Source organism: Curtobacterium subtropicum, assembly GCF_030362975.1.
Classification (GTDB): Bacteria; Actinomycetota; Actinomycetes; order Actinomycetales; family Microbacteriaceae; genus Curtobacterium; species Curtobacterium subtropicum.
Window position 1 is genome coordinate 350,449 of the sequence record NZ_JAUCMM010000003.1, and the last position, 25,096, is coordinate 375,544.

The 25,096-nt window shown below is 72.1% G+C and carries 25 protein-coding genes; 12 read left to right on the forward strand and 13 right to left on the reverse strand.

What is annotated here, in order from left to right:
• Positions 1 to 61 precede the first annotated feature (61 nt).
• The 5 genes from QUG98_RS07050 to QUG98_RS07070 form a co-directional block, all read right to left on the reverse strand.
• Positions 62 to 685 (reverse strand): sugar phosphate isomerase/epimerase family protein, encoded by a 624-nt coding sequence (locus QUG98_RS07050; RefSeq protein WP_289469886.1) that lies wholly within the window; start codon positions 683 to 685, stop codon positions 62 to 64.
• A 245-nt stretch (positions 686 to 930) separates the two neighbouring features.
• Complete coding sequence (locus tag QUG98_RS07055) at positions 931 to 1,614, reverse strand: fumarylacetoacetate hydrolase family protein (RefSeq protein ID WP_289469887.1); 684 nt, start codon at positions 1,612 to 1,614, stop codon at positions 931 to 933.
• 17 nt (positions 1,615 to 1,631) lie between these two features.
• Complete coding sequence (locus QUG98_RS07060; RefSeq protein WP_289469888.1) at positions 1,632 to 1,847, reverse strand: hypothetical protein; 216 nt, start codon at positions 1,845 to 1,847, stop codon at positions 1,632 to 1,634.
• Positions 1,834 to 2,178: a hypothetical protein gene (locus tag QUG98_RS07065; protein WP_289469889.1), complete on the reverse strand. Its 345-nt coding sequence runs from the start codon at positions 2,176 to 2,178 to the stop codon at positions 1,834 to 1,836. Before QUG98_RS07065 ends, QUG98_RS07060 begins: the two co-directional genes overlap by 14 nt.
• Positions 2,179 to 2,297: 119 nt before the next feature.
• The gene (locus QUG98_RS07070) at positions 2,298 to 4,769 is read right to left on the reverse strand and encodes a phosphoketolase family protein (RefSeq protein WP_289469890.1); all 2,472 of its coding nucleotides are present in this window, start codon (positions 4,767 to 4,769) and stop codon (positions 2,298 to 2,300) included.
• A 204-nt stretch (positions 4,770 to 4,973) separates the two neighbouring features.
• Between QUG98_RS07070 and QUG98_RS07075 the strand changes: the two genes are divergently transcribed.
• A complete protein-coding gene (locus tag QUG98_RS07075; RefSeq protein WP_289469891.1) occupies positions 4,974 to 5,657 on the forward strand; it encodes an ABC transporter substrate-binding protein in 684 nt (227 codons plus the stop codon).
• 176 nt (positions 5,658 to 5,833) lie between these two features.
• Here the strand turns inward: QUG98_RS07075 and QUG98_RS07080 are convergent, their stop codons facing one another.
• On the reverse strand, positions 5,834 to 6,436 hold the full coding sequence (locus QUG98_RS07080; RefSeq protein WP_209676219.1) for a DnaJ family domain-containing protein: 603 nt from the start codon (positions 6,434 to 6,436) through the stop codon (positions 5,834 to 5,836).
• Between the two features lie 135 nt (positions 6,437 to 6,571).
• Here QUG98_RS07080 and QUG98_RS07085 point away from each other — a divergent pair, with 135 nt between their 5' ends.
• Positions 6,572 to 7,633, forward strand: coding sequence for a sodium:calcium antiporter (locus tag QUG98_RS07085; protein WP_289469892.1), 1,062 nt, complete (start codon positions 6,572 to 6,574; stop codon positions 7,631 to 7,633).
• A gap of 64 nt (positions 7,634 to 7,697) precedes the next feature.
• Here the strand turns inward: QUG98_RS07085 and QUG98_RS07090 are convergent, their stop codons facing one another.
• Positions 7,698 to 9,515, reverse strand: coding sequence for a glycoside hydrolase family 15 protein (locus QUG98_RS07090; RefSeq protein ID WP_289469893.1), 1,818 nt, complete (start codon positions 9,513 to 9,515; stop codon positions 7,698 to 7,700).
• Positions 9,516 to 10,048: 533 nt separating this feature from the next.
• On the opposite strand from QUG98_RS07090, the gene QUG98_RS07095 reads away from it, so the two are divergent.
• Together QUG98_RS07095 and QUG98_RS07100 are read left to right on the forward strand one after the other, a co-directional pair.
• Complete coding sequence (locus QUG98_RS07095; RefSeq protein WP_289469895.1) at positions 10,049 to 11,215, forward strand: RtcB family protein; 1,167 nt, start codon at positions 10,049 to 10,051, stop codon at positions 11,213 to 11,215.
• Positions 11,216 to 11,393: 178 nt separating this feature from the next.
• On the forward strand, positions 11,394 to 12,227 hold the full coding sequence (locus QUG98_RS07100) for a DUF1206 domain-containing protein (RefSeq protein WP_289469896.1): 834 nt from the start codon (positions 11,394 to 11,396) through the stop codon (positions 12,225 to 12,227).
• Between the two features lie 107 nt (positions 12,228 to 12,334).
• Here the strand turns inward: QUG98_RS07100 and QUG98_RS07105 are convergent, their stop codons facing one another.
• The gene (locus QUG98_RS07105; RefSeq protein WP_289469897.1) at positions 12,335 to 12,808 is read right to left on the reverse strand and encodes a hypothetical protein; all 474 of its coding nucleotides are present in this window, start codon (positions 12,806 to 12,808) and stop codon (positions 12,335 to 12,337) included.
• Here QUG98_RS07105 and QUG98_RS07110 point away from each other — a divergent pair.
• Both QUG98_RS07110 and QUG98_RS07115 read left to right on the forward strand, forming a co-directional pair.
• The gene (locus tag QUG98_RS07110; protein ID WP_289469898.1) at positions 12,807 to 13,682 is read left to right on the forward strand and encodes an SMP-30/gluconolactonase/LRE family protein; all 876 of its coding nucleotides are present in this window, start codon (positions 12,807 to 12,809) and stop codon (positions 13,680 to 13,682) included. The two genes, QUG98_RS07105 and QUG98_RS07110, sit on opposite strands and share 2 nt — an antisense overlap.
• A gap of 41 nt (positions 13,683 to 13,723) precedes the next feature.
• Positions 13,724 to 14,836, forward strand: coding sequence for an alpha/beta fold hydrolase (locus QUG98_RS07115; protein ID WP_289469899.1), 1,113 nt, complete (start codon positions 13,724 to 13,726; stop codon positions 14,834 to 14,836).
• 93 nt (positions 14,837 to 14,929) lie between these two features.
• Here the strand turns inward: QUG98_RS07115 and QUG98_RS07120 are convergent, their stop codons facing one another.
• The 5 genes from QUG98_RS07120 to QUG98_RS07140 form a co-directional block, all read right to left on the reverse strand.
• Positions 14,930 to 16,123 (reverse strand): NAD(P)/FAD-dependent oxidoreductase, encoded by a 1,194-nt coding sequence (locus tag QUG98_RS07120; RefSeq protein WP_289469900.1) that lies wholly within the window; start codon positions 16,121 to 16,123, stop codon positions 14,930 to 14,932.
• 7 nt (positions 16,124 to 16,130) lie between these two features.
• Positions 16,131 to 16,931, reverse strand: coding sequence for an SDR family NAD(P)-dependent oxidoreductase (locus QUG98_RS07125; RefSeq protein WP_289469901.1), 801 nt, complete (start codon positions 16,929 to 16,931; stop codon positions 16,131 to 16,133).
• A 2-nt stretch (positions 16,932 to 16,933) separates the two neighbouring features.
• Entirely contained in the window at positions 16,934 to 17,440 is a 507-nt protein-coding gene (locus tag QUG98_RS07130; protein WP_137766295.1) for a Dps family protein, read from the reverse strand.
• 134 nt (positions 17,441 to 17,574) lie between these two features.
• On the reverse strand, positions 17,575 to 18,087 hold the full coding sequence (locus QUG98_RS07135) for a MarR family winged helix-turn-helix transcriptional regulator (protein ID WP_289469902.1): 513 nt from the start codon (positions 18,085 to 18,087) through the stop codon (positions 17,575 to 17,577).
• A 156-nt stretch (positions 18,088 to 18,243) separates the two neighbouring features.
• Positions 18,244 to 18,801, reverse strand: a complete 558-nt coding sequence (locus QUG98_RS07140) for an NADPH-dependent FMN reductase (protein ID WP_289469903.1) — start codon at positions 18,799 to 18,801, stop codon at positions 18,244 to 18,246.
• A 116-nt stretch (positions 18,802 to 18,917) separates the two neighbouring features.
• Here QUG98_RS07140 and QUG98_RS07145 point away from each other — a divergent pair, with 116 nt between their 5' ends.
• From QUG98_RS07145 to QUG98_RS07170, 6 genes are all read left to right on the forward strand, one after another.
• Entirely contained in the window at positions 18,918 to 20,561 is a 1,644-nt protein-coding gene (locus tag QUG98_RS07145; RefSeq protein ID WP_289469904.1) for a glycoside hydrolase family 13 protein, read from the forward strand.
• 176 nt (positions 20,562 to 20,737) lie between these two features.
• Positions 20,738 to 22,621: a lectin-like domain-containing protein gene (locus QUG98_RS07150; RefSeq protein ID WP_289469905.1), complete on the forward strand. Its 1,884-nt coding sequence runs from the start codon at positions 20,738 to 20,740 to the stop codon at positions 22,619 to 22,621.
• A gap of 131 nt (positions 22,622 to 22,752) precedes the next feature.
• Complete coding sequence (locus QUG98_RS07155) at positions 22,753 to 23,394, forward strand: DUF308 domain-containing protein (RefSeq protein ID WP_289469906.1); 642 nt, start codon at positions 22,753 to 22,755, stop codon at positions 23,392 to 23,394.
• The gene (locus QUG98_RS07160; protein ID WP_289469907.1) at positions 23,391 to 23,657 is read left to right on the forward strand and encodes a hypothetical protein; all 267 of its coding nucleotides are present in this window, start codon (positions 23,391 to 23,393) and stop codon (positions 23,655 to 23,657) included. The genes QUG98_RS07155 and QUG98_RS07160 overlap by 4 nt, the downstream gene beginning before the upstream one ends.
• A 127-nt stretch (positions 23,658 to 23,784) precedes the next feature.
• A complete protein-coding gene (locus QUG98_RS07165; RefSeq protein WP_289469908.1) occupies positions 23,785 to 24,324 on the forward strand; it encodes an RNA polymerase sigma factor in 540 nt (179 codons plus the stop codon).
• A complete protein-coding gene (locus tag QUG98_RS07170) occupies positions 24,314 to 25,078 on the forward strand; it encodes a hypothetical protein (RefSeq protein WP_289469909.1) in 765 nt (254 codons plus the stop codon). The genes QUG98_RS07165 and QUG98_RS07170 overlap by 11 nt, the downstream gene beginning before the upstream one ends.
• Positions 25,079 to 25,096: the final 18 nt, after the last annotated feature.

The window sequence follows — 25,096 nt, forward strand, 5'->3', positions numbered from 1 at the left end:
GGGAGGTCCCAGGCGCCCGATCCCGGCAGGTGCCGCGCGGTGCGGGACTCCTCGGCGAGGGTCAGCCCGGAGGCGTGTGCAGCAGCCCGTCGCTGAGCTCCACGGCCGCGAGGACCCCGGGCCCCACTCCCTGCGCGATCGACGCCAGGGTCGAACCGCCGCGGAGCGTGTGCATGGCGTCGAGCAGGAGACCGGCGTTCGCGTGCCCGGCAGCGGCGACGAAGCGGGACGCCCGCTCGATCGTGGGCAGGTTCGACCAGGGCTCCGGTTCGAGGACGAGTCGGGCTCCGACCTCCTCGGCCTGCGCGGCGAGGTCGGTGAAGTCCGCCGTCATCGCCGCGGGCGTGACCGGGTGGACGCCGGTGTCGGCGCGGACGACGACCTGCCAGGCGCCGAGGGTGGCCGCGGCCTCGAGCACGACCCCACGGTCGGCCTCGGCGTCGGTCGCGCGGCCGTCGTGGTCCCACCACCGGTCGAGCGGGCCGAGCTGCACCCAGACGATCCCGGCACGGTCGAGGACCCGGCGCAGTGCCGAGAACCCCGTCGTCGCCCGGACCTCGTGGAGGTCGTCGAGCGACAGTGACAGGCCGGAGAACCCGGCATCCCCGACGGCTCGGACCCGGTCGGCGATCGGCTCGTCGCCCGCCCAGGTCCAGGACGTCGCGAGCAGGTCGTGTTCCTGCACGGCGCACCTCCTCGGTCGGGACACGCACCCGTCCCCGGCGCGCTCGGCGTCGAGCACGCTCGCGGTGTCCCGTGGTCTGACGTCGATGGTCCCCCGACGTCACGGACATGTCTACGCCGGACGGCTGCGGGCGCTCCCAGCGGCGCGTGCCGGCACCGGCCCAGTGCCGCGATGGGCGTGGCGCCGCTACGGGCGTCGGGCCGCCCCCAGGAGCGGGGCCGCACCGGGACGGCCGTGCCCGGGCGTCAGACGATCCGGGTCGTCACCGTCCCGACCCCGTGGACGGAGCCCGCCACGACGGCACCGCGCTGCAGCGGTCCGACGCCTTCGGGTGTGCCGGTGAACAGCAGGTCGCCCGGAGCCAGGGTCACCCACCGGGAGAGTTCCGCGACGGTCTCGGCGACCGACCAGATCTGGTCCGCCAGGTCGCCCGACTGTCGGAGCACGTCGTCCACCCGGAGCTCGATCGCGCCCGCGGTCGGGTCGACGCCCGCCGCCGGGACGAGAGCGCCCACCGGAGCCGAGGCGTCGAAGCCCTTCGCGAGGTCCCACGGACGGCCGAGCCGCTTCGCCTCGGCCTGCAGGTCGCGCCGGGTCAGGTCGATCCCCACGCCGTAGCCCCACACCAGGTCGAGGGCGTCCGACACGGGCACGTCGGACCCGCCGCGGCCGAGCGCGACGACGAGCTCGACCTCGTGCTCGAGCCGGTCGGTCCCGGGCGGGTAGGGGGTGTCCGCGCCGTCCGTGACGAGTGCACTCGCGGGCTTCGAGAAGAAGAAGGGTGGCTCGCGGTCCGGGTCGTGCCCCATCTCGCGCGCGTGCGCCGCGTAGTTGCGACCGACGCAGTACACGCGACGGACGGGGAACCGCCCGCCGGACGTGGTCGGCAGTGAGGGCTCGTCCGGAGCGGGGATGACGAGGTCCTGCACGTGCTCAGCCTGGCACGTCAGTCTTCGGTGCTCGCAGTCGCGTGCTCCAGCGCTCGACGACGGGCGCGCTCCTGGCGCTCCCGCCACTCCTGCCTGAGGTCCTCGAGCAACTCCAGCCGCCCCTCCGGCTCGACGAGCGGGCCGTAGTGCGGGTCCGCCAGCAGGTTCCTGACAGCTCGCTCGACCCTGGCGAGTCGACGCTCGAACAGGTCGTCGGGCTCATCCGTGATCATCTCGTTCGTCCTCCTTCGCCGTGCCCCGTCTCCGGAGACGCCGTCGTTCCGCTTTCTCGAGTTCCGTCAGGACCCATTCGTCATCGCGGGTGACCCACGAGCGGGTCGCCAGGGCGTAGGTCATGAGCGCCGCTACGTCGTGGTCGACCGGGTCTCGTGAGAGCGCCCGCTCGACCACCCACGTCCAACGCTGCCACCAGAGGTCCCGGTGCACCGAGAACTCGGTATTCCGCCGCGTCCGCCGTCCCTCGAGGACGGTCACGACCACGCTCGCTGCGGCCACCGCAGCGCCGACCAGCGCGACCACCGCGCTCACCCACCCGACGTCCATGCCCGCGAGCCTGGCAGCACAGGACCGGCCACGCGGCGGGCGTGGCCGGTCCTGTGGACGGTGCGGAGTGCCTCCAGGCTGTGCAGGAGGACCTGCCCGCCGGAGGGGTCGGACGGGCGTCAGTTGCCGGGTGCCGCGCCCTCCGTCTCACCGGCACCGGGGTCGCCACCGGTGCCGCCGTCGGTCGGCTCGTCCTGCGGCCAGCCCCGGAACTCCCAGCCCGACAGCGACGGGTGGTCCTCGCCCTTCGTGTAGGCGAAGGTCCGCGCGGCGTCCCGCGCCTCGGTGAGCTTCGCGAGCAGGTCCGCGTGCGCGTCGGCGTCGACCCGGGACAGGGCGTCGTGCGCCAGCGAGAAGCGGTCCATCTCGTTGAGCATGAGCATGTCGAACGGCGACGTGGTCGTGCCCTGCTCGAGGAAGCCGTGCACGTGCAGGTCGTCGTGCCCGTGCCGGCGGTAGGTCAGCTGGTGCACGAGCGACGGGTAGCCGTGGAAGGCGAACACCGTCGGGGTGCCGGGCAGGAAGACCTCGTCGTAGCGCTCGTCGCTGATCGGGTGCTCGTGCTTCCGCGGGTCGCCGAGGGACAGCAGGTCCACGACGTTGACGAAGCGCACCCCGACCTCGGGAGCGTGCTTCCGGATGATGTCCGCGGCCGCGACGGCCTCCACCGTCGGCACGTCGCCGGCACTCGCGAGGAGCACGTCCGCGCGGCCGACGGTCTGCTCCGTGCCGGCCCAGTCCCAGACGCCCAGCCCCGCCGCCGCGTGCGCGACGGCGTCCTCGATCGACAGGAACACGGGCTCCGGGTGCTTGCCCGCGACGATGACCTCGATCCGGTCGGTCGTCTCGAAGGCGTGCGCGGCGACGGCGAGCAGGGTGTTCGCGTCCGCCGGCAGCTTGATCCGGACGAGGTCCTGCTGCTTCGAGGCGACGACGTCGAGGAACCCCGGGTCCTGGTGCGAGAAGCCGTTGTGGTCCTGGCGCCACACGTGCGAGGACAGCAGGATCGACAGGTTCGACACGGGTGCGCGCCAGTCGATGTCGGTCGACGACTCGAGCCACTTGGCGTACTGCCCGACCATCGAGTCGATGATGTGCGCGAACGCCTCGTAGGTGTTCAGCAGACCGTGGCGGCCGCTCAGCACGTAGCCCTCGAGCAGGCCCTCGAGCAGGTGCTCGGACAGGACCTCGATCACCCGGCCGCGGGCACCGAGGTGCTCGTCGCCGGCAGCCCGGCGCGCCCGCCACACGCGCGAGGTCACGTCGAACACGGCGTCGAGCTTGTTCGAGATCGTCTCGTCGGGGCCGAACAGGCGGAAGGACGATCCGTTGCGCGAGGTGAGCTCGGCGAGCCACGGCCCGAGGGTCGCCGTCGAGCTGGCGTCCTCGCCGACCGGCACCGCGTAGGGCTCGAGCGGTGGCCGGTCGAGGGCCGTGCGGATCCGACCGCCGTTCGCGTGCGGGGTGGCGCTCATCCGGTGGTCGCCCTGCGGACGGATGGTCGTGAGAATGCCGGTCGGCTGGCCGTCGGCGTCGAAGAGCTCGTCCGGACGGTAGCTCCGCATCCACTCCTCGAGCTGCTCGCGGTGCCCGGCGTCCTCGCGGACCGCGGGCAGGGGGACCTGGTGGGCGCGGAACGTGCCCTCGACGCGCTCACCGTCGACCTCCTGCGGGCCGGTCCAGCCCTTCGGGGTACGGAGCACGATCATCGGCCACCGCGGCCGCAGGTCGGCTGCGCCTGCCGGCTGTCCGGTTGCGGCCCGCTGCGCCTGTGCCCGTGCCGCGGCCTGGATGTCGTCGATGCTCGCGAGCGCCCGACGCAGTGCACCGTCGAACAGTGCGTGCACCGCGAAGGGGTCGTGGTCGACGCGCGCCGAGTCGACGACGATCGGGTCGTACCCGAGGCCGCGGAAGTACGCGGTGAGGTCCTCGTCCGGGATCCGGGCGAGGATCGTCGGGTTCGCGATCTTCCAGCCGTTGAGGTTGAGGATCGGCAGCACCGCCCCGTCGGACACCGGGTCGAGGAACGTGTGCGCCTGCCACGACCCGGACAGCGGTCCGGTCTCGGCCTCGCCGTCGCCGACGACACAGGCCACCACGAGGTCGGGGTTGTCGAGAGCCGCGCCGTACGCGTGCGCGAGGGAGTAGCCGAGCTCGCCGCCCTCGTGGATCGAGCCCGGCGTCTCCGGAGCGGCGTGCGACGGGATGCCGCCGGGGAACGAGAACTGCCGGAAGAACTTCCGCAGGCCCTCGGGGTCCGGCGTGATGTCGGGGTACAGCTCGCCCCAGGTCCCCTCGAGCCAGGCGTTGGCGTTCATCGCGGGACCACCGTGCCCGGGACCGCACACGTAGAGCAGGTCGCGGTCGGTCTCGGCGATGAGCGCGTTGCAGTGCGCGTAGACGAGGTTGAGCGCAGGCGAGGTGCCCCAGTGCCCGAGCAGGCGCGGCTTGACGTCGTCCGGGTCGATGGGGCGGGTGAGCAGCGGGTTGTCGAGCAGGTAGATCTGCCCGACGGTCAGGTAGTTCGCGGCACGCCACCAGGCGTCGATCGCCCGGATCCGGTCGGTGCTCGGGATGTGTGCGGGGGCCATGCCCTCACGCTACGGAGTGGGGGACAGGATCTCCCCAGGAACGTCGTCCAATCCGATCCGAGGAGGGCGACGAAACACTGTCACAAGCCGGGAAACACCCGGAGCGCTCACCAGCCGCAGGTAGCTGGTTCTCCACCCCTCTGCGGGGTGTGTTCGGCGCGCACTCAGGGAATCGCGCCGAGCGCGACAACGGAAGGAACCATCATGCGCAAGTCCATGAAGACCACGATCACCCTCGCCACCACCGGCGCCCTCGTCCTCGGTGGTGCCGCGTTCGGCATCAGCACCGCGAACGCCGCGACCCCGAACGTGCACACGGTGTCGTCCTCGTCCGACTCGAAGATCCCGGCGCCGGTCGCGTCGGTGCCGGAGGTCAAGGGTGGCAACACCGCGGTCGCGCTCGACTCGGGCTTCACCGACGCGCTGACCTCGCTGGGGCTGACCCCGGGTGTGTCCGGCAACGCCAAGCTCGAGAACGGGTCGGTGTCGTTCCCGATCACCGCCGGTTCGGTCACGTACTGGTCGCCGGACGGCAACTACCGTCCCTACGTGCAGGGGCTGCTGAACCACGACGACTCGGGCCTGACCCTCAAGGCCGGCGACACCACGGTCACGCTGGAGAACTTCGTCGTGAACCCGGGCTCGTCCAAGCTCTACGGTGACGTCCTGGTCAACGGTCAGGTCGCCGCGTCGAACGCGTACCTGTTCTCGCTGCACGGTGGCACGCTGAAGCCGCTGCAGCTCGAGGGTGACAACGCGATCCTGACCGGCACCACCGTGCACGTGTCCTCGGACGCTGCGGGCCTGCTGAACCAGACCTTCAAGACCGACGCCGTCAAGGCCGGCCTGCTGGTCGGCACCGCGACCATCACCGCCCAGATCAAGTAACACCCCCGCACCACACACCAGAAGGCGCCGCCCCCGACCACGGGGACGGCGCCTTCCGCGCACCCGGGACGACCGGCACTCGGCCTGGAGGTACGACCCGCCTCCTCGCCGTCGGCCGCGGTCCGCGGGACGCCCGGTCAGGTGATCGCGCACCGCACGCGGTCGCGCAGCGCACGTCAGGCACGCCGCCACCACCGACGCGGTCGTGCCGCCTGCTCCGCAGCCGCGCGATCGGCGGCAGCCCGCTCGTCCGCAGCGCGACGGGCGTCGCGCCGCTCGCGCCACCGCCCCACCTCGGCGTCGACGTCGCGCATCGGCGTGACGACCGGTGGCCCGCCGAGCAGCTGTCGCCGGGCCTCCTTCACCCGGGCGTTGAAGTCCACGAGGACCGCACGGACGTCGTCCTCGGTGGTGAGGGCGTCGAGGTGGTCGTCGAGTTCGGCGTCCTCGGTCCGCAGCGCCAACGCCGGTGGCGCGATGCCGCGGATGTCCTCGCGCTCGATCTTCGCCTTGATCCACCAGTCCGGGTCGTGCCGCCCGTCGTTCCCCGGCAGTGGCTTGCCGTGGTAGGGGTTGCCCTCGAACACGCCGCGGCGCTCGGCTTCCTCGATGCGGGCGCGCGCGTGGCGCTCGACGTCCTGCAGTCGGAGGAGACGTCGTTCCTCCCGGACCTCGTCCGGGTCGAGGGAGCCGCGTTCGATCTCGCTGTCCACCAGCTGCTGGTACCGGTACCGGGCAGCTCGTCGCAGCCGGTCCATGCGTGCGTCGACGTCGTTCATCGCCCGTCCATCATGCGCCGCACCCCCGACGGTGTGCTCAGCGGCGGACGACCTCACCGTCCGACGAAGCGGCGGCCGAGCCGCTCGACGCGCGGCTCGGAGCGGTCCCGGCAGGCGGGGTCCACGGTCGAGGGCATGGGATCACTACCGCTCTGGCTCCTCGTCGTGGTCTTCGTGGCCGGCGCCGCGGTCATCTGGATCGCGGGCATCCAACTGTCGAAGACCACCGACGTCCTCGACGAGCGACTGCACCTCGGCAGTGCGCTGGGGGGCCTCATCGTGCTCGCCGTCGCGACGAACCTGCCCGAGATCGCCATCACCGTCAGCGCCGGGCTGTCCGGGAACATCGAGGTCGCCGCGGGCAACATCCTCGGCGGCATCGCCCTGCAGACGGTCGTGATCGCGGTCCTCGACGCGTTCGGCAAGCGCGGGAAGGGCGTGCGACCGCTGACCTACCGCGCTGCGTCGCTGACCCTCGTGCTCGAGGCGATCGTCGTCGTGGCCGTGCTCGCCGTCGTCGTCGCAGGGAGCCAGCTGCCGCCGGACCTCGTCGTCGCTCGTCTCACGCCGGACGTGGTGCTCATCGCGGCCATCTGGGTCGTCGGTCTCCTGCTCGTGCAGCGCGCCGGCAAGGGGCTGCCCTGGCACGAGGACGGACGTGCGCCGGACGCCTCGCCGCACACCTCGGGACACCGCACCCGGAAGCACGACCCGCCCCGGATGAGCACGAGGAAGGCGGCGATCGTCTTCACGGTGTCCGCCCTGGCGACGCTCGTGGCCGGCGTGGTGCTCGAACGCGCCGGCGACGCAGCCTCCGAGCAGATCGGGCTGTCCGGGGTGCTCTTCGGCGCGACGGTCCTGGCCCTCGCGACGAGCCTGCCGGAGATCTCCACCGGCATCCAGGCCGTCCGGCAGGGCGACGACAACCTGGCCGTGTCGGACATCTTCGGCGGCAACGCCTTCCTACCGGTGCTGTTCCTCGTCGCCACGGTGCTCTCCGGCAGGGCCGTGCTCCCGCAGGCGAACGCGAGCGACGTGTACCTGACTGCGCTGGCCGCGCTGCTGACCCTCGTCTACGCGGTCGGTCTGGTGTTCCGACCGAGGCGGCGGATCATCGGGATGGGTGTCGACTCGTTCGTCGTGGTCGTGCTCTACCTGGTCGGCGTGGCCGGCCTCGTGGCGATCACCCTGGGCTGAGCAGGCCGTGAGCCCGCCGAACGAGGGACCCGGGTGCCCGGATCCACCCGGCCCTGCCACCCGCTCAGGACTCGGCCGCGACCTCCTCGATCGTCAGCGCGGCCTGGATCAGCGCCAGGTGCGACAGCCCCTGCGGGATGTTCCCCATGAAGGCGCCGTCCTCGGCGCTCAGCATCTCGCTGAACAGGCCGACGTCGTTCGCCTGTGCCACCATCTCGTCCATCAGCGTCCGGGCGTCGTCCACACGGCCGGTGCAGGCCATCGCCGCCGCGAGCCAGAACGAGCAGGCGACGAACGGCGATTCCTCCTGGTCCATGCCGGAGTACCGGTAGACCAGCGGGCCGCGCTGCAGCTGGGCCTCGATGGCGCGGATGGTCGACGCCATGCGGGGGCCGCGGTCGAACGACGACATCGCGTGCAGCAGGATCGACGTGTCGAGGGCGTCGGACCCCGGGTACATCACGTAGTACCCGCGTTCCTCGTCCCACCCGTGCTCGGCGACCCACTGCTCGATGAGCTCGCGGTTCTCGATCCACTTGTCGCGCGGCCCGTCGATCATGCCCGCGTCGTGGAGCTCCACCGCGGCGTCGAGGGCCTGCCAGCACCCGATCTTGCTCGAGACGTAGTGCTGCGCCTCCTGCAGCTCCCACATGCCGGAGTCCTGCTCGGGCCACCGGTGGCAGGCGTCGTCGGCGAGCCGCTCCAGCACGCCGGCGGTCTGCCGGTCGAGCACGTTGCCCGCCTTCACGTACTGGCGCAGGATCTCGAAGACGTCGCCCCACACACCGAGCTGCAGCTGGTCGCCGGCGCGGTTGCCGATGGTGACGGGGCCGATGCCGTTCCACCCCGGGACGTCGCGCTCCTCGACACCGTCGGTCTTCGCGCCGTTCAGGTCGTAGAAGATCGGCATGGTCTCGTCGTGCTCGGCGATGGTGCGCATCACCCACGACACCGCCGCGTGCGTCTCCTCGCGGAGCCCGAAGCGCGTGAGGGCGTGCACGGTGTAGGACAGGTCGCGCACCCAGGCGAAGCGGTAGTCCCAGTTCTTGCCGCCCGTGCGGTCCTCGGGCAGGCTCGTCGTCGGTGCCGCCGCGATCGCCCCCGTGGGCGAGTAGATGAGCAGCTTCAGCGCGAGCGCACTGCGTTGGACGGCGTCGGCCCAGGGCCCGTCGTACGAGAAGGTCTCCGACCAGGTCGACCAGTTCTCGATCGTCCGGTCGACCGCGTCGAGCGTGCGCTCCGGTTCGGGCATGAAGATGGGCTCGTTCTCGGTGCCGACGATCGTCAGGATCGACTTCGACCCCTCGTTCGTGGTGAAGCGTCCGGAGAAACGCGGCCCGTCGTCGTGGACGGGCTCGAAGCCGTGCTGCACGATGCCGATCGTCACGCCGTCGATGCCGATCACCGTGCCGTTGGCCGTGTCGATGCGACGTGGTTCCGCCGTGTTCAGCAGGGTGCCGGGGACCACCGCCCACTCCATCTCGACCGTGCCGGAGACGCCCTGCACGCACCGGCCGATCTCCGCCCACGGCAGGCGGCCGGCGACCCCGGTGACCATCGCGTCGGTGACCGTGCAGGAGCCGCTCTCGGTGGTCCACGTCGTGACGAGGACGTTCGTGCCCGGCAGGTACTCGCGCTCCACGCTCGCGTCGCCGGTCGGACGGAGGGCGATGTGTCCCCCGTGCTCGGCGTCGAGGATGCTCGCGAAGACCGGCGGCGAGTCCATCGAGGGGATCGGCAGCCAGTCGATCCGACCGTCGCGCGCCACGAGCGCCACGGTGCGGCCGTCACCGATCGCTCCGTAGGAACGGAGCGGGACGTAGCCGTCGGTCCGTTCCTCGTTGTCGTTCGCGTCAGGGGTGTCGCGGGTGCGCTCGGTCATACCACCAGCCTGCACGGGGGGACGAGCCGACCATCAGCAGGACGTACCCCGCTGTGGACGGGTGGGCCGCGCCTCCCGGCTGTGCAGGAGGGATCACCCTGACGGGCGCCAGCGGCACCGCGATGCGCGCGACACGCCCGGGCGACTTGTGCAGCCCGGGCGTGTCGCACTACTGTCGGTCCTCCTGCCCGACGGGCAGGGCCGCCCGCCCCGGGCACCCACGGAAGGACCGCGATGCGCGCCCAGCAGCACAGCAGCCGTACCGAGCGACAGCTCGATGCGCTCGTCGTGCTGCCCGCGCTGCAGTACGCGAACCAGTCCCTCCGCGAACCCGCGTAGGCACGCCGCCGTCCTCGGACGTCCCGTGCCCACCCGGCCCGGGGCGTCCCTCCCGTCGTTCCTCCACAGGTGCACTGCACCGGAGGCGGAGACGCAGGATCCGTCCGCCCCGGACCGTCACCCCGACGGCCACCCGGCCGTCACCGCGACGGCCACCCGGCCGTCGTTGACCGTCACGACGAAGGACGAACACCGTGCAGAAGATCACCGACCGATTGCTCAGCTGGGCCTCGATGCTCGAGGAGAACACCGAGCAGCAGGCCCGCACGACGGCCCGCATGCCGTTCGTGTTCCCGCACCTCGCGCTCATGCCCGACGCCCACCTCGGGCTCGGCGCCACCGTGGGCTCCGTCATCCCGACCCTCGGTGCGGTGATGCCCGCGGCCGTCGGCGTCGACATCGGCTGCGGCATGATCGCGGTCCGCACGCAGTTCGGGAAGGCCGACCTGCCGAGCGACCTGCAGCCGCTGCGTGAGCAGATCGAGCGCGCCGTCCCGCTGTCGGCCGGAGCGTCGAACCGCAAGGTCGTCGCCACCGCCGAGCCGCGGATCGCCGAGCTCGAGACGATGGCCGAGGCCGCCGGCTTCGACCCCGCCTGGGCGCACGGCGGCTGGCGGAACCAGCTCGGTACGCTCGGCTCGGGCAACCACTTCATCGAGGTCTCGCTCGACGAGCAGGACCGGGTCTGGCTGTTCCTGCACTCCGGCTCGCGGGGCGTCGGCAACAAGATCGCGCAGCGGCACATCGCGGTCGCGAAGCGGATGATGCAGCGCTGGTGGATCGAGCTGCCGGACCCCGACCTGGCCTACCTCGTCGAGGGCACGCCGGAGTTCGACCGGTACATCGCCGAGCTCCGGTGGGCGCAGCACTTCGCCCTGCTCAACCGCGAGGAGATGATGGACCGGGTCGTCCGGCAGCTGTCCGAGGTGCTCGGCCGGCAGGTGGACGAGCAGGAGCGGATCAACTGCCACCACAACTTCACGCAGCGCGAGACGCACTGGGGCAAGAGCGTCTGGGTGTCCCGCAAGGGAGCGATCCAGGCCGCAGCCGGACAGCCCGGCCTCATCCCGGGTTCCATGGGCACCGCCTCGTACGTGGTCGAGGGGCTCGGGAACAAGCCGTCGCTCGAGTCCTCGCCGCACGGGGCCGGGCGGCTGTTCTCGCGCTCCGCTGCCCGGCGGACCTTCACGCACGAGCAGTTGCGCGAGGCGATGGCGGGGATCGAGTACCGCGACACCGACGCGTTCCTCGACGAGATCCCCGCGGCGTACAAGCCGATCGACCAGGTCATGGCGGACGCCACCGACCTGGTGACGATCCGGCACACGCTGCGGCAGGTCGTCAACGTCAAGGGTGACTGACCGCGGACGGGAGGCGCGTGGCCGTGTCCGCCACGCGCCTCCCGCCCGACGTCGGCCGGGACCCGTCTCGCACCGGCCCTGTCCCGCACCGGGCACGTCTCGCACCGGTCCCGGCGCGCACCGGTCCCGAGGCGCACCGCGGCGGACAGCGGACCGCGCGGCGGGCAGGCTCGAGGGGATGAGCGACCAGGCGGAACGAGCGGCACGCGAGACCGGACGTCAGGCGCGGCGCGTCGCCGACAGCAGGTGGTTCGAGCTGACGGCGCGGGCCGGCTACGTCGGCAGCGGCGTCGTCCACCTGCTCATCGGCTACCTGGTCGTGCTCCTCGGCTTCGGGAACGCGTCCTCGGGCAGCGAGACCGACCAGTCCGGTGCCCTCGAGCAGCTCGCGAGGGTGCCCGGCGGCGTCGTCCTGCTCTGGGCCGTCGCCGTCGGGACCGCCGCGCTCACCCTGCGGCTCCTGCTCGAGGCCGTCGTCGGCGGCCGGTCCGACAGCGCCCGCGGGTGGGCGGCTCGGGCGAAGGACGTCGGCAAGGCGATCGTCTACGGCGTCGTGTCGTACTCCGCCGCGACGTTCGCGCTCGGCGTGGGGAAGAGCTCGAGCGGATCGAGCCGGAGCGCCGCCGCCCAGGCGCTCGCGACGCCCGGCGGGGTGTTCCTGCTGCTCGCCGCGGCAGCCGTCGCGATCGCGATCGGCGTCGGACTCGTCGTCATCGGGTGCCGCCGCTCGTTCCGGAAGCACATCGTCCGACCGCCGCGGAGCCTGGACCGACCGGTCACCGTGCTCGCCGTCGTCGGGTACGTCGGCAAGGGCCTGGCCGTGGTCGTCGTCGGCGTGCTCATCGCCGTGGCGGGCTTCCGGAGCGATCCCGGCCAGGCGACCGGGCTCGACGGGGCCTTCGATGCGGTGCGGCAGCTCCCCGCCGGGTCGGTGCTGCTCGTCGCGATCGGCGTCGCCTTCCTGGCGTACGGCGTCTGGAGCTTCTTCCGCGCCCGCTTCGCGCGCCTCTGATATGTTGGCAGCAGCTCGCCTCCTGCTGGGGGGATGAGAAGTCGGAGCCGGTGCACCTGGGGTATACCAGGTCCCGGCTCCAGCGCTGTCCGAGGGTCGTCCGCGCGTCAGGGCTCGACCTCGAACGTCTCGACGGCGCTCGCCAGGGGTACCGGTAGGGGCCGAGCATCGGTGACCGCTCGTCCGATGGCACCGAGGACCTGGTCCGGCAACCACAGCAGCGGCTCGCAGCGTGGATCGCCGTGCTCGATCCGCAGCGACGAGGGGATCACTCGTCGGCCGCGGAGCGCCTCGACGACCCGGAGATCACGGGTGTCCAGCGCTGCTGCTCGACGCTCGAGCGTCAGGACCGAGACGCCGAGGACGGCGAGTTCCCACCCGAGGCGCTCGAGGCAGACGGCTCTGGCGCGTTCCTCCCGCCGGAGATCGGTCAGCGTGCCGATGACGACGAGGTGTCGTGCGGGCAGCGCGGCGATCGCGGTCTCGACCCGTCGAACGTGCCACTCGGGGTCCCTCGGCCGTGAATGCTCGGCATTTCGCTGGCAGGCCGTGCACGCCGTCCCCGGTAGACGGGGACGCATGCACACCGACGCCGTGACCGGGCCCGTGACCGTCTTCTGCGACGAACAGGCCGTGCTCGCGGAGAGCATCGTCTGGGATCCGACCACGGAGCGGCTCCGCTGGACGGACATCACCCTCGGGCTGCTCACCACCGCCCGCGCGGACGGCACCGTCGAGTCGAGCGTCGCGCTGCCGCCGCCCCTGGCGAGCTTCCAGCCCCGAGCCACCGGCGGGTTCGTCGCAGCGCTCGGCGACACGGTCGTGCTCACCGACGAGCGCGGCGTGGTCGAGCGCGAACTGGTCCGGGTGCACCACGCGACCACCGCGATGCGGTTCAACGAGGGCAAGTGCGACCCGTTCGGCCGGTTCCTCGTCGGCAGCATGGACCTCTCGGACGAGGACCCCTCGGGGGCGCTGTACTCGATCGAGCCCGACGGCACGACGCGGGTGCTCCGCGGCGGCTTCGGCGTGACGAACGGCATCGAGTGGTCGGCCGACGGCAGCGTCATGTACGTCACGGACACGAGCACCTCGACGATCTACCGCGGCGCGTACGGCCCCGAGGGCGACCTCGGCGAGCTCGAACCGTTCGTCAGCGGCGCTGCGCACGACGGACTGGTGCGCGACGACGAGGGCTGCTTCTGGACGGCGGTCTACGGCGCCGGCCGCGTGGAGCGGTGGGACGCCGAGGGCCGGCACCTCGAGACCGTCGAGGTGCCGGCTCCGAACGTCACCTCGGTGGCCTTCGGTGGTCCGGACTGGTCGACGCTCTTCGTCGGCACCGCGCGGGAGAACAGCACCGAGGAACAGCTCGAGCAGTACCCGCACTCCGGCGCGGTCTTCGCGGTGCCCACGCGGGTGCACGGCGCTCCGGCGTCCGCGTTCGGCGGCTGAACCGCGGGTACCGTAGGAGGTCGCCGATCCCAGGAGGCCCCGTGGACGAACAGGACGAACAGGACGACCGGACCCCGCCGGCCGCTCCCGACCCCACCGGTGCGCTCGCACGGGCCGAGGACGCCGACGTGCAGGTCGAGGTCGACCGCATCGCCGTCGACGGCACCTACGTCCGCGTCAGCTCGATCGGGCACCCCGGCGACCGGGCGTTCGTCCTCGTGGCCGGTCTCGGCATCGCCGCCACCTACTACGAACGACTCGCGCCGCACCTCAACGAGAACGGCCCGGTGCACGCCCTCGACCTGCCGGGCTTCGCCGGGGTCCCGCGGTTCCGCGGTGCCGTGTCGATCGAGCGGTACGCGGACGCCGTCGAGCAGGTCATCCGCGAGCTGCGGCTCGAGGACCCGGTGCTCGTCGGGCACTCGATGGGCACCCAGGTCGTCACCGAGGTCGCCGCGCGGAACCCGCACATCCGCGACCTCGTGCTCATCAGCCCGGTCGTCGACAGCCGCGCCCGGAGCATCCCGAAGTCGGCGTTCCGGTTCCTGCGGTCCGCGCTGCACGAGCCCGCCGCCGTCCGCTGGCACGCCGTCACCGCGTACGCGCTCTGCGGGTGGCACTGGTTCCGGAAGGTGCTGCCCCGGATGATCGCGTTCCCGATCGAGGACCGCGCCGCCGAGGTGCAGGCCCGGACGCTCATCGTCCGCGGCGAGCACGACGCCCTGGTGCCGCGTGACTGGGTCCGGTCGCTCGCCCGGGTGTTCCCGCACGCGGTGCTGCGCGAGGTCGTCGACGGTGCCCACTCGGTGATGCACGCGCAGGCGGACGCGGTGGCCCGGCTCGCCGTCGCGCACGTGGACGGGCGGATCACCGACCGGGGTGTCGGGTCGCTGCAGCGCGTCCGGGACGACACGACGTCGTCCGACCTCGCCCGGCTCGGCGCGAAGGACGCCTGGCTGGTCGTGAAGTCGCGGTTCATCGAGCTGTTCGGGATGGCGAAGGGCGACGACGAGCAACTGGAGCGGGCGAAGTCCGCGCACGCGGTCGCGATGGCGGACGGTGACGGGATCCCCGTGGATCCGCACGACCGCCGCGAGGTGGTCGACGACGTCGCACCCGAGGTGCGCGACCAGCACCGGAACGACCAGCGCTGACGTGCGTCAGCGGGGACGGCGACGGCCTGGAGGCGCGACCCGGCCCCGTCAGGTCGAGCCGCGCCTCCAGGCCGTCGCGTCAGGACGCGGACATCACGGCGTGATGCGCCCCGGCAGCATGTCCCGCGTCAGACCGTGGGCGTCGGTGAGCACCTTGCGTGCATCGTCGGTCTTGTCGGAGACGTTCCAGAGCAGCACGCCGCGGACCGTGTCGTCGTCGTCCAGGTAGTAGACGACGCCGGTGGTCAGGGGTTCCTGCCAGTCCTCGACGGTCTGCAGCTCGGTCGAGACCTGGCCGACGGCCTCGTAGCCCGTGTCGAACACGTTCGAGTAGAACATCGGCGTGTGGTCGTAGGTCTCGTCCGCGTCGGCGAGGTTCCGCCCGACCTGACGGCCCTGCTCCTTCGCGTTGTCGACGTGCTCGACCCGACGCGTGCCGAGGATGCGGTCCGGGTACTCGGCGACGTCGCCCGCGGCGAACACCGACTCGTCGTCGGTCACGAGCGTCGACGACACCACGATGCCGTCGCGCACCGTGAGACCGGCGTCGGCGGCGAGCTGCGTCTGCGGCTCGATGCCGAGTCCGGCGACGACCGCGTCGGCCTCGAGGACCGACCCGTCGTCGAGCGTCAGGGACACCCCTCCGTCCGACTCGGTGCCCTGCTCGACGCGGCTCCCGGTGCGGAGTTCGACCCCGTGGTCGACGAACCGCTGCTGGAACGCCTGTGCGAGGTCGTCCGGGAACATGTGTCCACCGAGGACCTCGTCCGGCGTGACCAGGGTCACCCGGGCGCCGTTCTGCACGATGCCCGCGGCGATCTCGGTGCCGATGTAGCTGCCGCCGACGACGGCGACGTGTGCGCCGGCGTCGGCGAGCTCGCGGAGGCGGCGGTAGTCGTCGGCGCTGCGGTAGTCGAGCACGCGCGACGAGGGCGAGAGGCCCGGCAGGCTCCGCGGCTTGCCGCCGGTCGCGAGCAGTAGTCGCTCGTACCCGTGGGCCTGCCCGTCGTCGGTCGTCACGGTCTTCGCCTGGCGGTCGATCGCCGTCACCTTCGTCCCGAGCACGAACGTCGCACCGGTCTCCTCGGTGTGCAGGTCGACCTTCTCGTCCCAGCTGAACTCCGGATCGGTCCAGAGCTTCTTCGACAGTGCCGGGCGGGCGTACGGGCGGTCGGTCTCCTCGCTGACGATGCCGATCGACCCGTCGGCGTCGATCTCGCGGATCCCGCGGGCAGCGGCGTCGGCCACCATCCCGCCTCCGACGATCAGGTAGCGGAAGTCGGTCATTGTTCTCCTAGATGGTGGCGACCGAGCCGGAGTCGACCCGGTAGTTCGACCCGTTGACGAAGCTCGCCAGGTCGGAGCAGAGGAAGGCGACGACGTTCGCGACCTCCTCGGGCTCCCCGCGGCGACCGAGTTCCATGTAGGGGCGCTGCTCGTCGAGGAAGCTCGAGATCGCCTCGTCGAACGAGGTCCCCTGCTCCTTCGCGCGCTTGTCCATCATGGCGTCGGTCATCGGGGTGTGGATGAAGGCGGGGCTGACGGTGTTCACCAGCAGACCCTCGGACGCGTACGAGCGGGAGAGGCCCTTCGCGAACGACAGCACGCCGGCCTTCGCGGCGCAGTAGGGGAGTTCGTCGTCGTACGGCTGTGACGCGTCCTCGGAGACGAGGTACACGATGCGACCCCAGCCGCCGTTCCGCAGGTCGCCGATGAACTCGCGCGTGATCCGCACGGGTCCCATCAGGTCGACGTCGATGGTGTCGAGCCAGCCCTGCTCGTCGATCTCGTGGAACATCCCCTGCGCGCCCGTGATGCCGGACGACTGCACGAGGATGTCGATCTCGCCGACGGCGTCGCGCACCTTCCCGTGCAGCGCGGCGAGGGACTGGGCATCCGTCACGTCCGCGGCGAAGGCGAATAGCTTGCCGTGCGGCGCCTCGAGCTGGTCGGCGCTCGTGTCGAGCCGGCCCTGGTCGAGGTCGGTGACGACCACGGTCGCACCCTCGGCAAGGAGGATGCGAGCCGTGTTCCAGCCGATGCCGGAGTCGCCACCGAAGACCAGGGCGGTCCTGCCCTGGATCCCGAGGTCCACGGTCAGGAGGCGGTGGAGGCTTCGGCGGTCGCCGGGCTCGTCGCCGCAGCGAGGGGCGTGCGCGGGGCGCGGTTCTCGGCGGAGACCATCCAGGCGAGCTGCTCGAGGCGCTCGATGAAGCCGTGGAGCAGGTCCGCGGTCGTCGGGTCCTCGTCGTCGACCTCGTCGTGCACGTCGCGCATGGTGCCCGTGGCCTGGTACAGGCGCAGGGTCACGAGGTCGATGGCGTCGTGCGTCGAGACCTCGCCCTCCGGGAACGGGTCGAGGTGGCTCGACTGTGCCACGGTGGCCGAGCGGCCGTCAGGCACGGCGTAGAGCGCGCGCATGCGCTCCGCGGTGTCGTCGGCGAACTCACGGGCGGCGTCGACGATCTCGTCGAGCTGCAGGTGGAGGTCGCGGAAGTTGGTCCCGAGGATGTTCCAGTGGGCCTGCTTGCCCTGCACGTGCAGGTCGATGAGGTCCACGAGGACGGCCTGGAGGTTGGCGGCGAGCTTGTCCGATGCGTGCATGATCGGCTCCTTTCGCGATCGGTGACCCTTCCGGTCTACGCGGTCGCGCGGTGCGCGTTCCCAGTGCACGTGCACCCGGGCGTCCCCCGCGGGGTCCGTCTGCTCCGTCGCCGGTGTCGCTCGGCGTCCGGCACTCAGTGCTCCGGTGCGGGGTCCACCTGGTCGACGGCGTCGCGCATCCGCTCGAGGAAGGTCGCGATCACGCGGGCGTCGGAAGCGGACAGGCCCTCGGCGATCGACATCATCCGCCGGTGCATGACGCCGAGGGTGGCCCGGACCTCGTCGTCGGTCTCCGTCGTCGGGGTGATCACGAGTGCGCGACGGTCGGTGGGGTGCGGGTCGCGACGGACGTGGTTCGACTTCACGAGCCGGTCGATCAGGATCGTGGTCGATGCCGACGAGATCTTCAGGTAGGCGGCCAGGTCCTTCGGCTTGACGATCCGTCCGGCGCGCTGGGCCTGCAGCAGGTAGCGGACGGCGAGCAGGTCGGTCTCACCCATGCCCATCGAGTCACGGGTCCGCCGCCGCATGGCCGTCTCGGCCGCTCGGTACCGGCGCAGGGCGTTCAGCACGGCGACACCGCGCTGGGTGGCGTCGTCGTCGGGGAACCAGTACCCCGACGCCTCCGTGATCTCCTGCGTCGACATGTCGTTCAGGGTAACCCGTCTGGTATCTCGTCCACCTAGCGGATCCGCGTGCTGTGGACGGGTCGTGACGTCCGCACCGACGGACGGGAGGCGCGGCACCAGCCGGCACCGCGCCTCCCGTCCGTCTCCTGGTCACCGGGCGGTGACCGGGTCGGCTCAGACCGCGACGCGCTCGTCCGCCGCGTCGGCCAGGGCGCGGAGCGCGCCCTGCACGAGCTCGACGACCTCGGCGTCCTCACGCGGGTGCGTCTCGGCGAACCGGACGACCGACTGCGGGATGGCGACCTTGACGTCCTCCAGGACCTTCGCGCCGGCGATGCCCGCGGACTTCCGGGCGTCGTCGTGCGCCCACACGCCGCCGTACTGGCCGAAGGCCGAACCGATGACGGCGAGCGGCTTGCCGGACAGCGGCGAGGCGCCGAACGGACGCGAGCCCCAGTCGAGCGCGTTCTTCAGCACGGCCGGCATGGTGCCGTTGTACTCGGGGGTGACGAGCAGGACGGCGTCCGCGGCGGCGACGGCGTCACGGAAGGCGACGGCTGCGGCCGGCGGGGTGTCGCCGTCGATGTCCTCGTTGTAGAAGGGCAGGTCGACGATGCCGTCGAAGGTGGTGAGCGTGATCCCCTCGGGAGCGTGCTGCTCGGCGGCCTCGGCGAGCTTCCGGTTGATCGAGCCGGCGCGCAGGCTGCCGACGAGAGCGAGGACGTTCGTCATGGTGGTTCCCTTCTGTCCGTGACCGTTCGGCCACGGAATGGTGTCAGGGACAACCAATGCAGACCCTGGACGCTGCATTCCCGGCCCGGCCCGGACCGGCTGGGTAGGTTGGCCCGGTGAGCACCCACCGGACGCCCGCCAGCACCCCGCGGACCACCGACCCGGACTGGTGGCGCCAGGCCGTCGTGTACCAGGTGTACCCGCGGAGCTTCGCGGACACCGACGCGGACGGCCTGGGCGACATCGCGGGCATCACGAGCCGTGTGCCGTACCTGGCGTCGCTCGGCGTGGACGCGGTGTGGCTCTCGCCCTTCTACCCGTCGCCGCTCGCCGACGGTGGGTACGACGTGGCGGACTACCGTGACGTCGACCCGCGCCTCGGCACGCTCGACGACGTCGACGCGTTCATCCGCACCGCGCACGAGCACGACATCCGCGTGATCGTCGACGTCGTGCCGAACCACACCTCCGACCAGCACGACTGGTTCCGCCAGGCGCTGGCCGCCGCGCCGGGGTCGCCCGAGCGTGCGCGGTACGTGTTCCGCGACGGGGCGGGGGAGTCCGGCGAGCTGCCGCCGAGCGACTGGGTGTCGAACTTCGGTGGTAGCGCGTGGACGCGGGTGCCGGACGGGCAGTGGTACCTGCACCTGTTCGCACCGGAGCAGCCCGACCTCGACTGGTCGAACCCCGAGGTCCGCGCGGACTTCGAGCTCACGCTGCGGTCCTGGTCCGACCGCGGGGTCGACGGCTTCCGGGTCGACGTCGCGCACGGGCTCGCGAAGGACCTGTCGACGCCGTACCGGCCCTCGGACGAGAAGGCCCTGCCGCTCGACGGGTCCGACCCGCTGTACGACCGCGACGAGGTGCACGAGATCTTCGCGACCTGGCGCTCCGTGCTCGACGAGTACGACCCGCCCCGTGCTGCGATCGCCGAGGCCTGGGCCCCCGCGCCCCGTCGCGTGCTCTACGCCCGGCCGACCGAGCTCGGACAGGCGTTCAACTTCGACCTGCTCGAGGCGCCGTACGACGCCCGGACCTTCCGGACGATCATCGAGCGGAACCTCGCCATGTCGGCCGAGTCCGGGGCGTCCTCGACGTGGGTGCTGTCGAACCACGACGTCGTCCGGCACGCGACGCGCTACGGCCTGCCCGACGGCACGGACACCGACGCCTGGCTGCTCACCGACGGCACCGAGCCCGAGCTCGACCGGCAGCGCGGGGAACGGCGGGCGCGAGCGGCGACGCTGCTGATCCTGGCGCTGCCGGGGTCGACGTACCTGTACCAGGGCGAGGAGCTCGGGCTGCACGAGGCCCCGGCGATCCCGCACGAGCTGCTGCAGGACCCGAAGTGGCTCCGGACCGGGCACACGGTGAAGGGCCGGGACGGGTGCCGCGTGCCGATCCCGTGGACCCGGACCGGTCCGTCGTTCGGCTTCGGCGACGTCGCGCCGCACCTGCCGCAACCGGCGGACTTCGGCGACTCGTCGGTCGAGGCCGAGGACGGCGACCCCGCGTCGACGCTGTCGCTCTACCGGCTGGCGACCACCACCCGGCGACGGCTGCAGCGAGGCGAGGAACTGACGTGGCTCGACGCCGGTGAAGACGTCGTGGCGTTCGCCCGGCACGGCGGCTGGCGATCGGTGTCGAACCTCGGGACGGCTCCGGTGCCGATGCCGTCCGGCGAGGTGCTGCTGGCGTCCGGCCCGCTCGACGCCGGCGACGGCATGCTGCCGGGTGAGACCACGGTGTGGCTCGGGTGAGCGCAGGCATCCCTGCACAGCTGCGCTCGGAACACTCGTTCTCCCCAGAAGGGTCCGACCGCCGCTGACGAGCGTGCCCGGCTCGCGACGATCGGGGCATGACAGACACCTCGATCCCGACAACGGTCCACCCTGACGGTCGACGCTGCCACCGGCGACGCCCTCGCAGTGCCCTCGTGAGCGGCCTCGTGGCGCTGGCCGTCCTCGTGGCGCCGGCGCTCCTGCCGTCGAGCTCCTCCGCGGACGACCTCGCGTTCCCCTACGTCGACCGGTTCGACTCCGCGGCCGGCGGCACCCTGAGCGGCGACGCGCAGGTCGTCGACGGGCGACTCCGGCTCACCGACCAGACGACGCACCAGGCCGGAGCGTGGTCGACGGACGACACCTTCCGGTCGGACCTCGGCCTCGACATCGAGTTCTCCTACGCGATGTACAACGACACCGGAGCAGTGGGCGCCGACGGGCTGCTCCTCTTCCTGGCGGACGGCACTGCTCCGCAGGGCGTCGGTGCCTACGGGGCCGCGCTCGGGTACGCATGTCGGTCGAGCACCACCCAGGGCGGTGGCCCGCCGTGCGACCTGCCGGGTGTCCCGGGCGGCTTCGCGGCCGTGGCGGTCGACCACTACGGCAACTTCTCGCAGGACATCAACGAGTCCGGCCCCGGGCAACGACCGGACTCGATCGTCGTGCGGGGCTCCGGTGACGGCACCGCGGGCTACCGGTACGTCCGGGGGGTGCCGGCGCCGGGCGGCACCCTCACGCAGGGGCCCGGGACACGGCGCGTCCGGGTCAGCCTCATCCCGGGGGCGAGCGGTGAACTGTTCATGACGGTCCGGATCGAGGACGGCGGCGTGCTGCGGACCGTCCTCGACCGGGTCCCGCTCCACGGTCAGGGGCAGGCGCCGCTGCCGGACACGCTGCGACTGGGGTTCTCGGCCGCGACCGGCGACTACGCCGACGTTCACGAGATCGACGAGGTCCGGGTCACCCAGCCCGTCGACCTCGGCGTCGCGCAGGACCTCCCGGCGTCGGCGCGGCCGGGGCAGCCGTTCAGCTACACGGTCACCGCGTCCGACGCCGGTCCGAACCGGTCCGACCCCAGCGCGCTGCACGTGGACGTCCCCGACGCCCTGCGGGACGTGGCGTGGACCTGCACGGCGACCGACGGGTCCGGTTGCGGCACGAGCAGCGGCGCGGGCGACGTCGACGTCGCGCTCGACCTGGTCCGGGGCGGGTCGGCGACCGTCACCGTGACCGGCACCGTCGCGGACGCCGCCGCCGGGGCACTCGAGAGCACCGCCACGATCGAGCCGCCGGCATCACTGGCGGACGTCGACGAGTCCGACAACCGGTCCGTCGCCTCGAGTCCGGTCGACCCGGCGCCGCAGCCCGAGGCACGACTCGTCACCGACAAGACGGTGTCCCCGGCGACGGGCGTCGCACCCGGCGACGAGGTCGAGTACCGGGTGACGGCGGAGAACCGCGGGCCGGATCCCGCGCGCGCGGTCGGTGTGGTCGACGACCTGCCAGCGGCGATGCGCTTCGTCGGGTCCGAGGACGACTGCTCCGCCGAGGGGCAGCACGTGACCTGTCGATCCGACGGAGACCTGGCGGTCGGGCAGACCCGCTCGTTCCGCATCCGCGCCGTGCTCGACCCCGACTACACGGGCGACGGCTCCGACGTGGTGAACGTGGCGACCGCGACGTCCCCCACCGACCCGGACGGCGGCGACCCGTCCCCGGAGGTGTCGATCGGCGTCATCGTGCCCGGTGACGGTGACGGTGACGGTGACGGTGACGGTGACGGTGACGGCGACGGCGACTCTGCAACGTCTCCGCCGACACCGACCGCGTCCGCGAGCGCCTCGGGCTCGCCGGCTCCGGACCCGGCGGCGGCCGGCGGCGGGACCTCCGGACGGCGGAACGGGTCGGGTGCGCTCGCGTACACCGGAGTCGAGGGGATCGGGCTGCTCGCCGCCGTCGCGGCCGCCGCGGTCGGACTCGGGGTCAGCGGATGGTGGGTCGCACGGCGCCGGCGGGTGACGGACGACCCCGAGTGACGGCCGGGGCCGCCGCCCGTCGTGGGTGTTCCCGCCCGACGGGCGGCGGCTCCGGTCCGGTGGCTCCGGTCGGACGCCCGGGGCGCCGGCGGTAGACTCGACCCACGATCCGCATGCCCGAAAGAGGTCCCGTGTCCGACTCCGTGGACGACGCCGGCCAGCGCGCGCGGTACTGGCCGATCCCCGTCCTCCGGGCCGTCCCAGCCGCGGTCGTGGCCCTCGTCATCACCTTCTCGTCCAACCACGCCGCCGGCTACGGCCTGCTGCTCTTCGGCGGGTTCGTGGTCGTCGACGCCCTCGTGCTCGCATGGGCCGCGCTCCGCCGGATGCCGTTCGACGACCGGTCCCGTCCGACGACGCTGGTGCAGGCGGTCGTCTCCCTCCTGGCCGGCGTGACTGCGCTGGCGACCAACGGCGTCGGGCTCGCCGCGTTCATCGCGGTGGTCGTCGGGTGGGCGGTGCTGACGGGAGCACTCGAACTCGCACAGGGACTCCGAGCTCGCGGACGCTCGCCGTTCGCCCGGGACTGGACGACGATGGGTGGGCTCACCCTGCTGCTCGCCGTGGCGTTCCTGCTGACACCGCCGGACTACTCCCAGCAGCTCGGCGGCGTCGAACGGGTCACCGGGACGCTGGACGCACCCGTCGTCCTGGTCGGTCTCCTCGGCGCCTACCTCGCCATCGCGGCGGTCTTCCACGTGATCGCCGGACTCTCGCACAAGTGGGGCACGACGGCACCTGCCGCAGCCCCGGACGGAGCACCACACGCATGAGCACCCCCAGCCGTCGCGACCGCCTGCGCCCCGCCGAGCTCCTCGTGATCTCGGCGCTCGTCGCGGTGTTCATCGGAGCGGTCGTGCTCTTCTCGACGCGGGAGTTCGAGCTCTCGCTGGTGTTCCTGGGCATCGCCTTCATCGTGGTCGTCGTGATCCTGGCGATGCTGCAGCTCGCGGCCTCGAGCGACCAGGACGACAACGACATGCTCGGCGGTCACAAGGCGCCGGGCGAGCGGTCCGAGGGCGACGACTTCCACTGATCCGGCGTCCACGGCCAGGGGAGGCCGTCGAGGCACGGTAGGACGACACGCCCGGCCGCGCCGGTTCGGACCGGTGCTGTCACGATCGCTGGCGTGGCCGACACTGCTCAGGTGGAGGGGGTGCGTGATGGACGTGACCACGCAGACGGACGAACAGATCGTCCGAGCGCTCGCGGCCGGTGACCGGGCCGCGTTGGCGCAGGTCTTCGATCGTCACGCCGCGACGATGACGCGGTACGTGTGGGCGATCGTGGACGACCGGCACGACGTGGAAGAGGTCGTGCAGGACGCGTTCCTCCTGCTCTGGCAGCGGGCGGAGACGCTCGACCTCCCGGCGGAGAGCCTGCTGCCCTGGCTCCTCGTCGTCTGCCGCAACCTCGCGCGGAACGCGGGACGGAAGCGCTCGCGGCACCGCGCCGACGAGCTGCCCGAGATGCTCGCCGCCCCCACCGAGCACGCCGATGCGGTCGAGACGCTGCGGTGGGTGCGGTCGGAGATCGCGGCCCTGCCCGAACTCGACCGACGGATCTGCGAGCTCTGCCTGCTCGAGGGACACTCCTACGCCGAGGCGGCGGAGACCCTCGGCCTGACGGTCGGCGCGGTGACCCAACGGGTCTCCCGCAACCGACGACGACTCGGGAAGGTGGTGATGCGCGATGGACTCTGAGCCTCCCGTGGGCGACGAGCTGCAGCGCATGCTCGTCACGATGAAGCAGGACGTGCTCGAGCGTGCCACCCCGCGTCCGAAGCGCCGTCGCGGGCACACCGGGATCGTCGTCGGCGTGGTCGCCCTGCTCGCGCTGGGGACCGCATCGGGTGCGGTGGCCCTCAGCCTGTCGCACCAGGACCGCCCGGTGGCGGCACCGGTGCAGACGCAGGAGCCCGCCCCGGCTCCGTCGGCGACCACCCGGACCTCCGCACCGATCACCGGCCGGCCGACCCCGCACCCGGTGCCGACGGCGACCCCCACCACGGCGGCGGTGGCGACGATCCCGACGTCCTGTCGTGCGACCGTGCCTGAGGAGGACTACGACCGCTTCTTCGGCGACACTCCGGTCCAGGGGTCCTCCTCGATGGGCGAGGGCATCGCGGGATCGGACAGCGTGGCGGCCGGGATCGCCGAACCCGGAGCTGACATCTACTGTGTCTGGCGGGATCCGCGGGCGGACGTGTCCGGGCTCGAGATGCTCATCGGAGCAGCACGCCCCAACACTGGCGATCGGCTGCGCTCGGGCCCGATGTCGTGTGTCGACCAGGACGGGGGCGTGCTCTGCCGGACGTCGAGGCAGGCTGACCCGTACCCGGTGGACACCGTCACGACCCTGTTCGTGCGCGACGGCACCTACGTGGCCATCACGCAGACCAACTTCCCGACCAACGGCTTGCTCGACGCCGTCGTCGGGGAGATCTGGGGGGACTGACGGCCGGGAGGCGCGGGA

Coding starts and splice junctions, on each gene's coding strand:
- QUG98_RS07170 (WP_289469909.1), top strand. CDS start 24,314: ATGGACTCTGAGCCTCCCGTGGGCGACGAGCTGCAGCGCATGCTCGTC.
- QUG98_RS07110 (WP_289469898.1), top strand. CDS start 12,807: ATGCACACCGACGCCGTGACCGGGCCCGTGACCGTCTTCTGCGACGAA.
- QUG98_RS07065 (WP_289469889.1), bottom strand. CDS start 2,178: ATGGACGTCGGGTGGGTGAGCGCGGTGGTCGCGCTGGTCGGCGCTGCG.
- QUG98_RS07165 (WP_289469908.1), top strand. CDS start 23,785: ATGGACGTGACCACGCAGACGGACGAACAGATCGTCCGAGCGCTCGCG.
- QUG98_RS07080 (WP_209676219.1), bottom strand. CDS start 6,436: ATGAACGACGTCGACGCACGCATGGACCGGCTGCGACGAGCTGCCCGG.
- QUG98_RS07130 (WP_137766295.1), bottom strand. CDS start 17,440: ATGCACGCATCGGACAAGCTCGCCGCCAACCTCCAGGCCGTCCTCGTG.
- QUG98_RS07120 (WP_289469900.1), bottom strand. CDS start 16,123: ATGACCGACTTCCGCTACCTGATCGTCGGAGGCGGGATGGTGGCCGAC.
- QUG98_RS07075 (WP_289469891.1), top strand. CDS start 4,974: ATGCGCAAGTCCATGAAGACCACGATCACCCTCGCCACCACCGGCGCC.
- QUG98_RS07060 (WP_289469888.1), bottom strand. CDS start 1,847: ATGATCACGGATGAGCCCGACGACCTGTTCGAGCGTCGACTCGCCAGG.
- QUG98_RS07140 (WP_289469903.1), bottom strand. CDS start 18,801: ATGACGAACGTCCTCGCTCTCGTCGGCAGCCTGCGCGCCGGCTCGATC.
- QUG98_RS07160 (WP_289469907.1), top strand. CDS start 23,391: ATGAGCACCCCCAGCCGTCGCGACCGCCTGCGCCCCGCCGAGCTCCTC.
- QUG98_RS07135 (WP_289469902.1), bottom strand. CDS start 18,087: ATGTCGACGCAGGAGATCACGGAGGCGTCGGGGTACTGGTTCCCCGAC.
- QUG98_RS07085 (WP_289469892.1), top strand. CDS start 6,572: ATGGGATCACTACCGCTCTGGCTCCTCGTCGTGGTCTTCGTGGCCGGC.
- QUG98_RS07105 (WP_289469897.1), bottom strand. CDS start 12,808: ATGCGTCCCCGTCTACCGGGGACGGCGTGCACGGCCTGCCAGCGAAAT.
- QUG98_RS07090 (WP_289469893.1), bottom strand. CDS start 9,515: ATGACCGAGCGCACCCGCGACACCCCTGACGCGAACGACAACGAGGAA.
- QUG98_RS07100 (WP_289469896.1), top strand. CDS start 11,394: ATGAGCGACCAGGCGGAACGAGCGGCACGCGAGACCGGACGTCAGGCG.
- QUG98_RS07070 (WP_289469890.1), bottom strand. CDS start 4,769: ATGGCCCCCGCACACATCCCGAGCACCGACCGGATCCGGGCGATCGAC.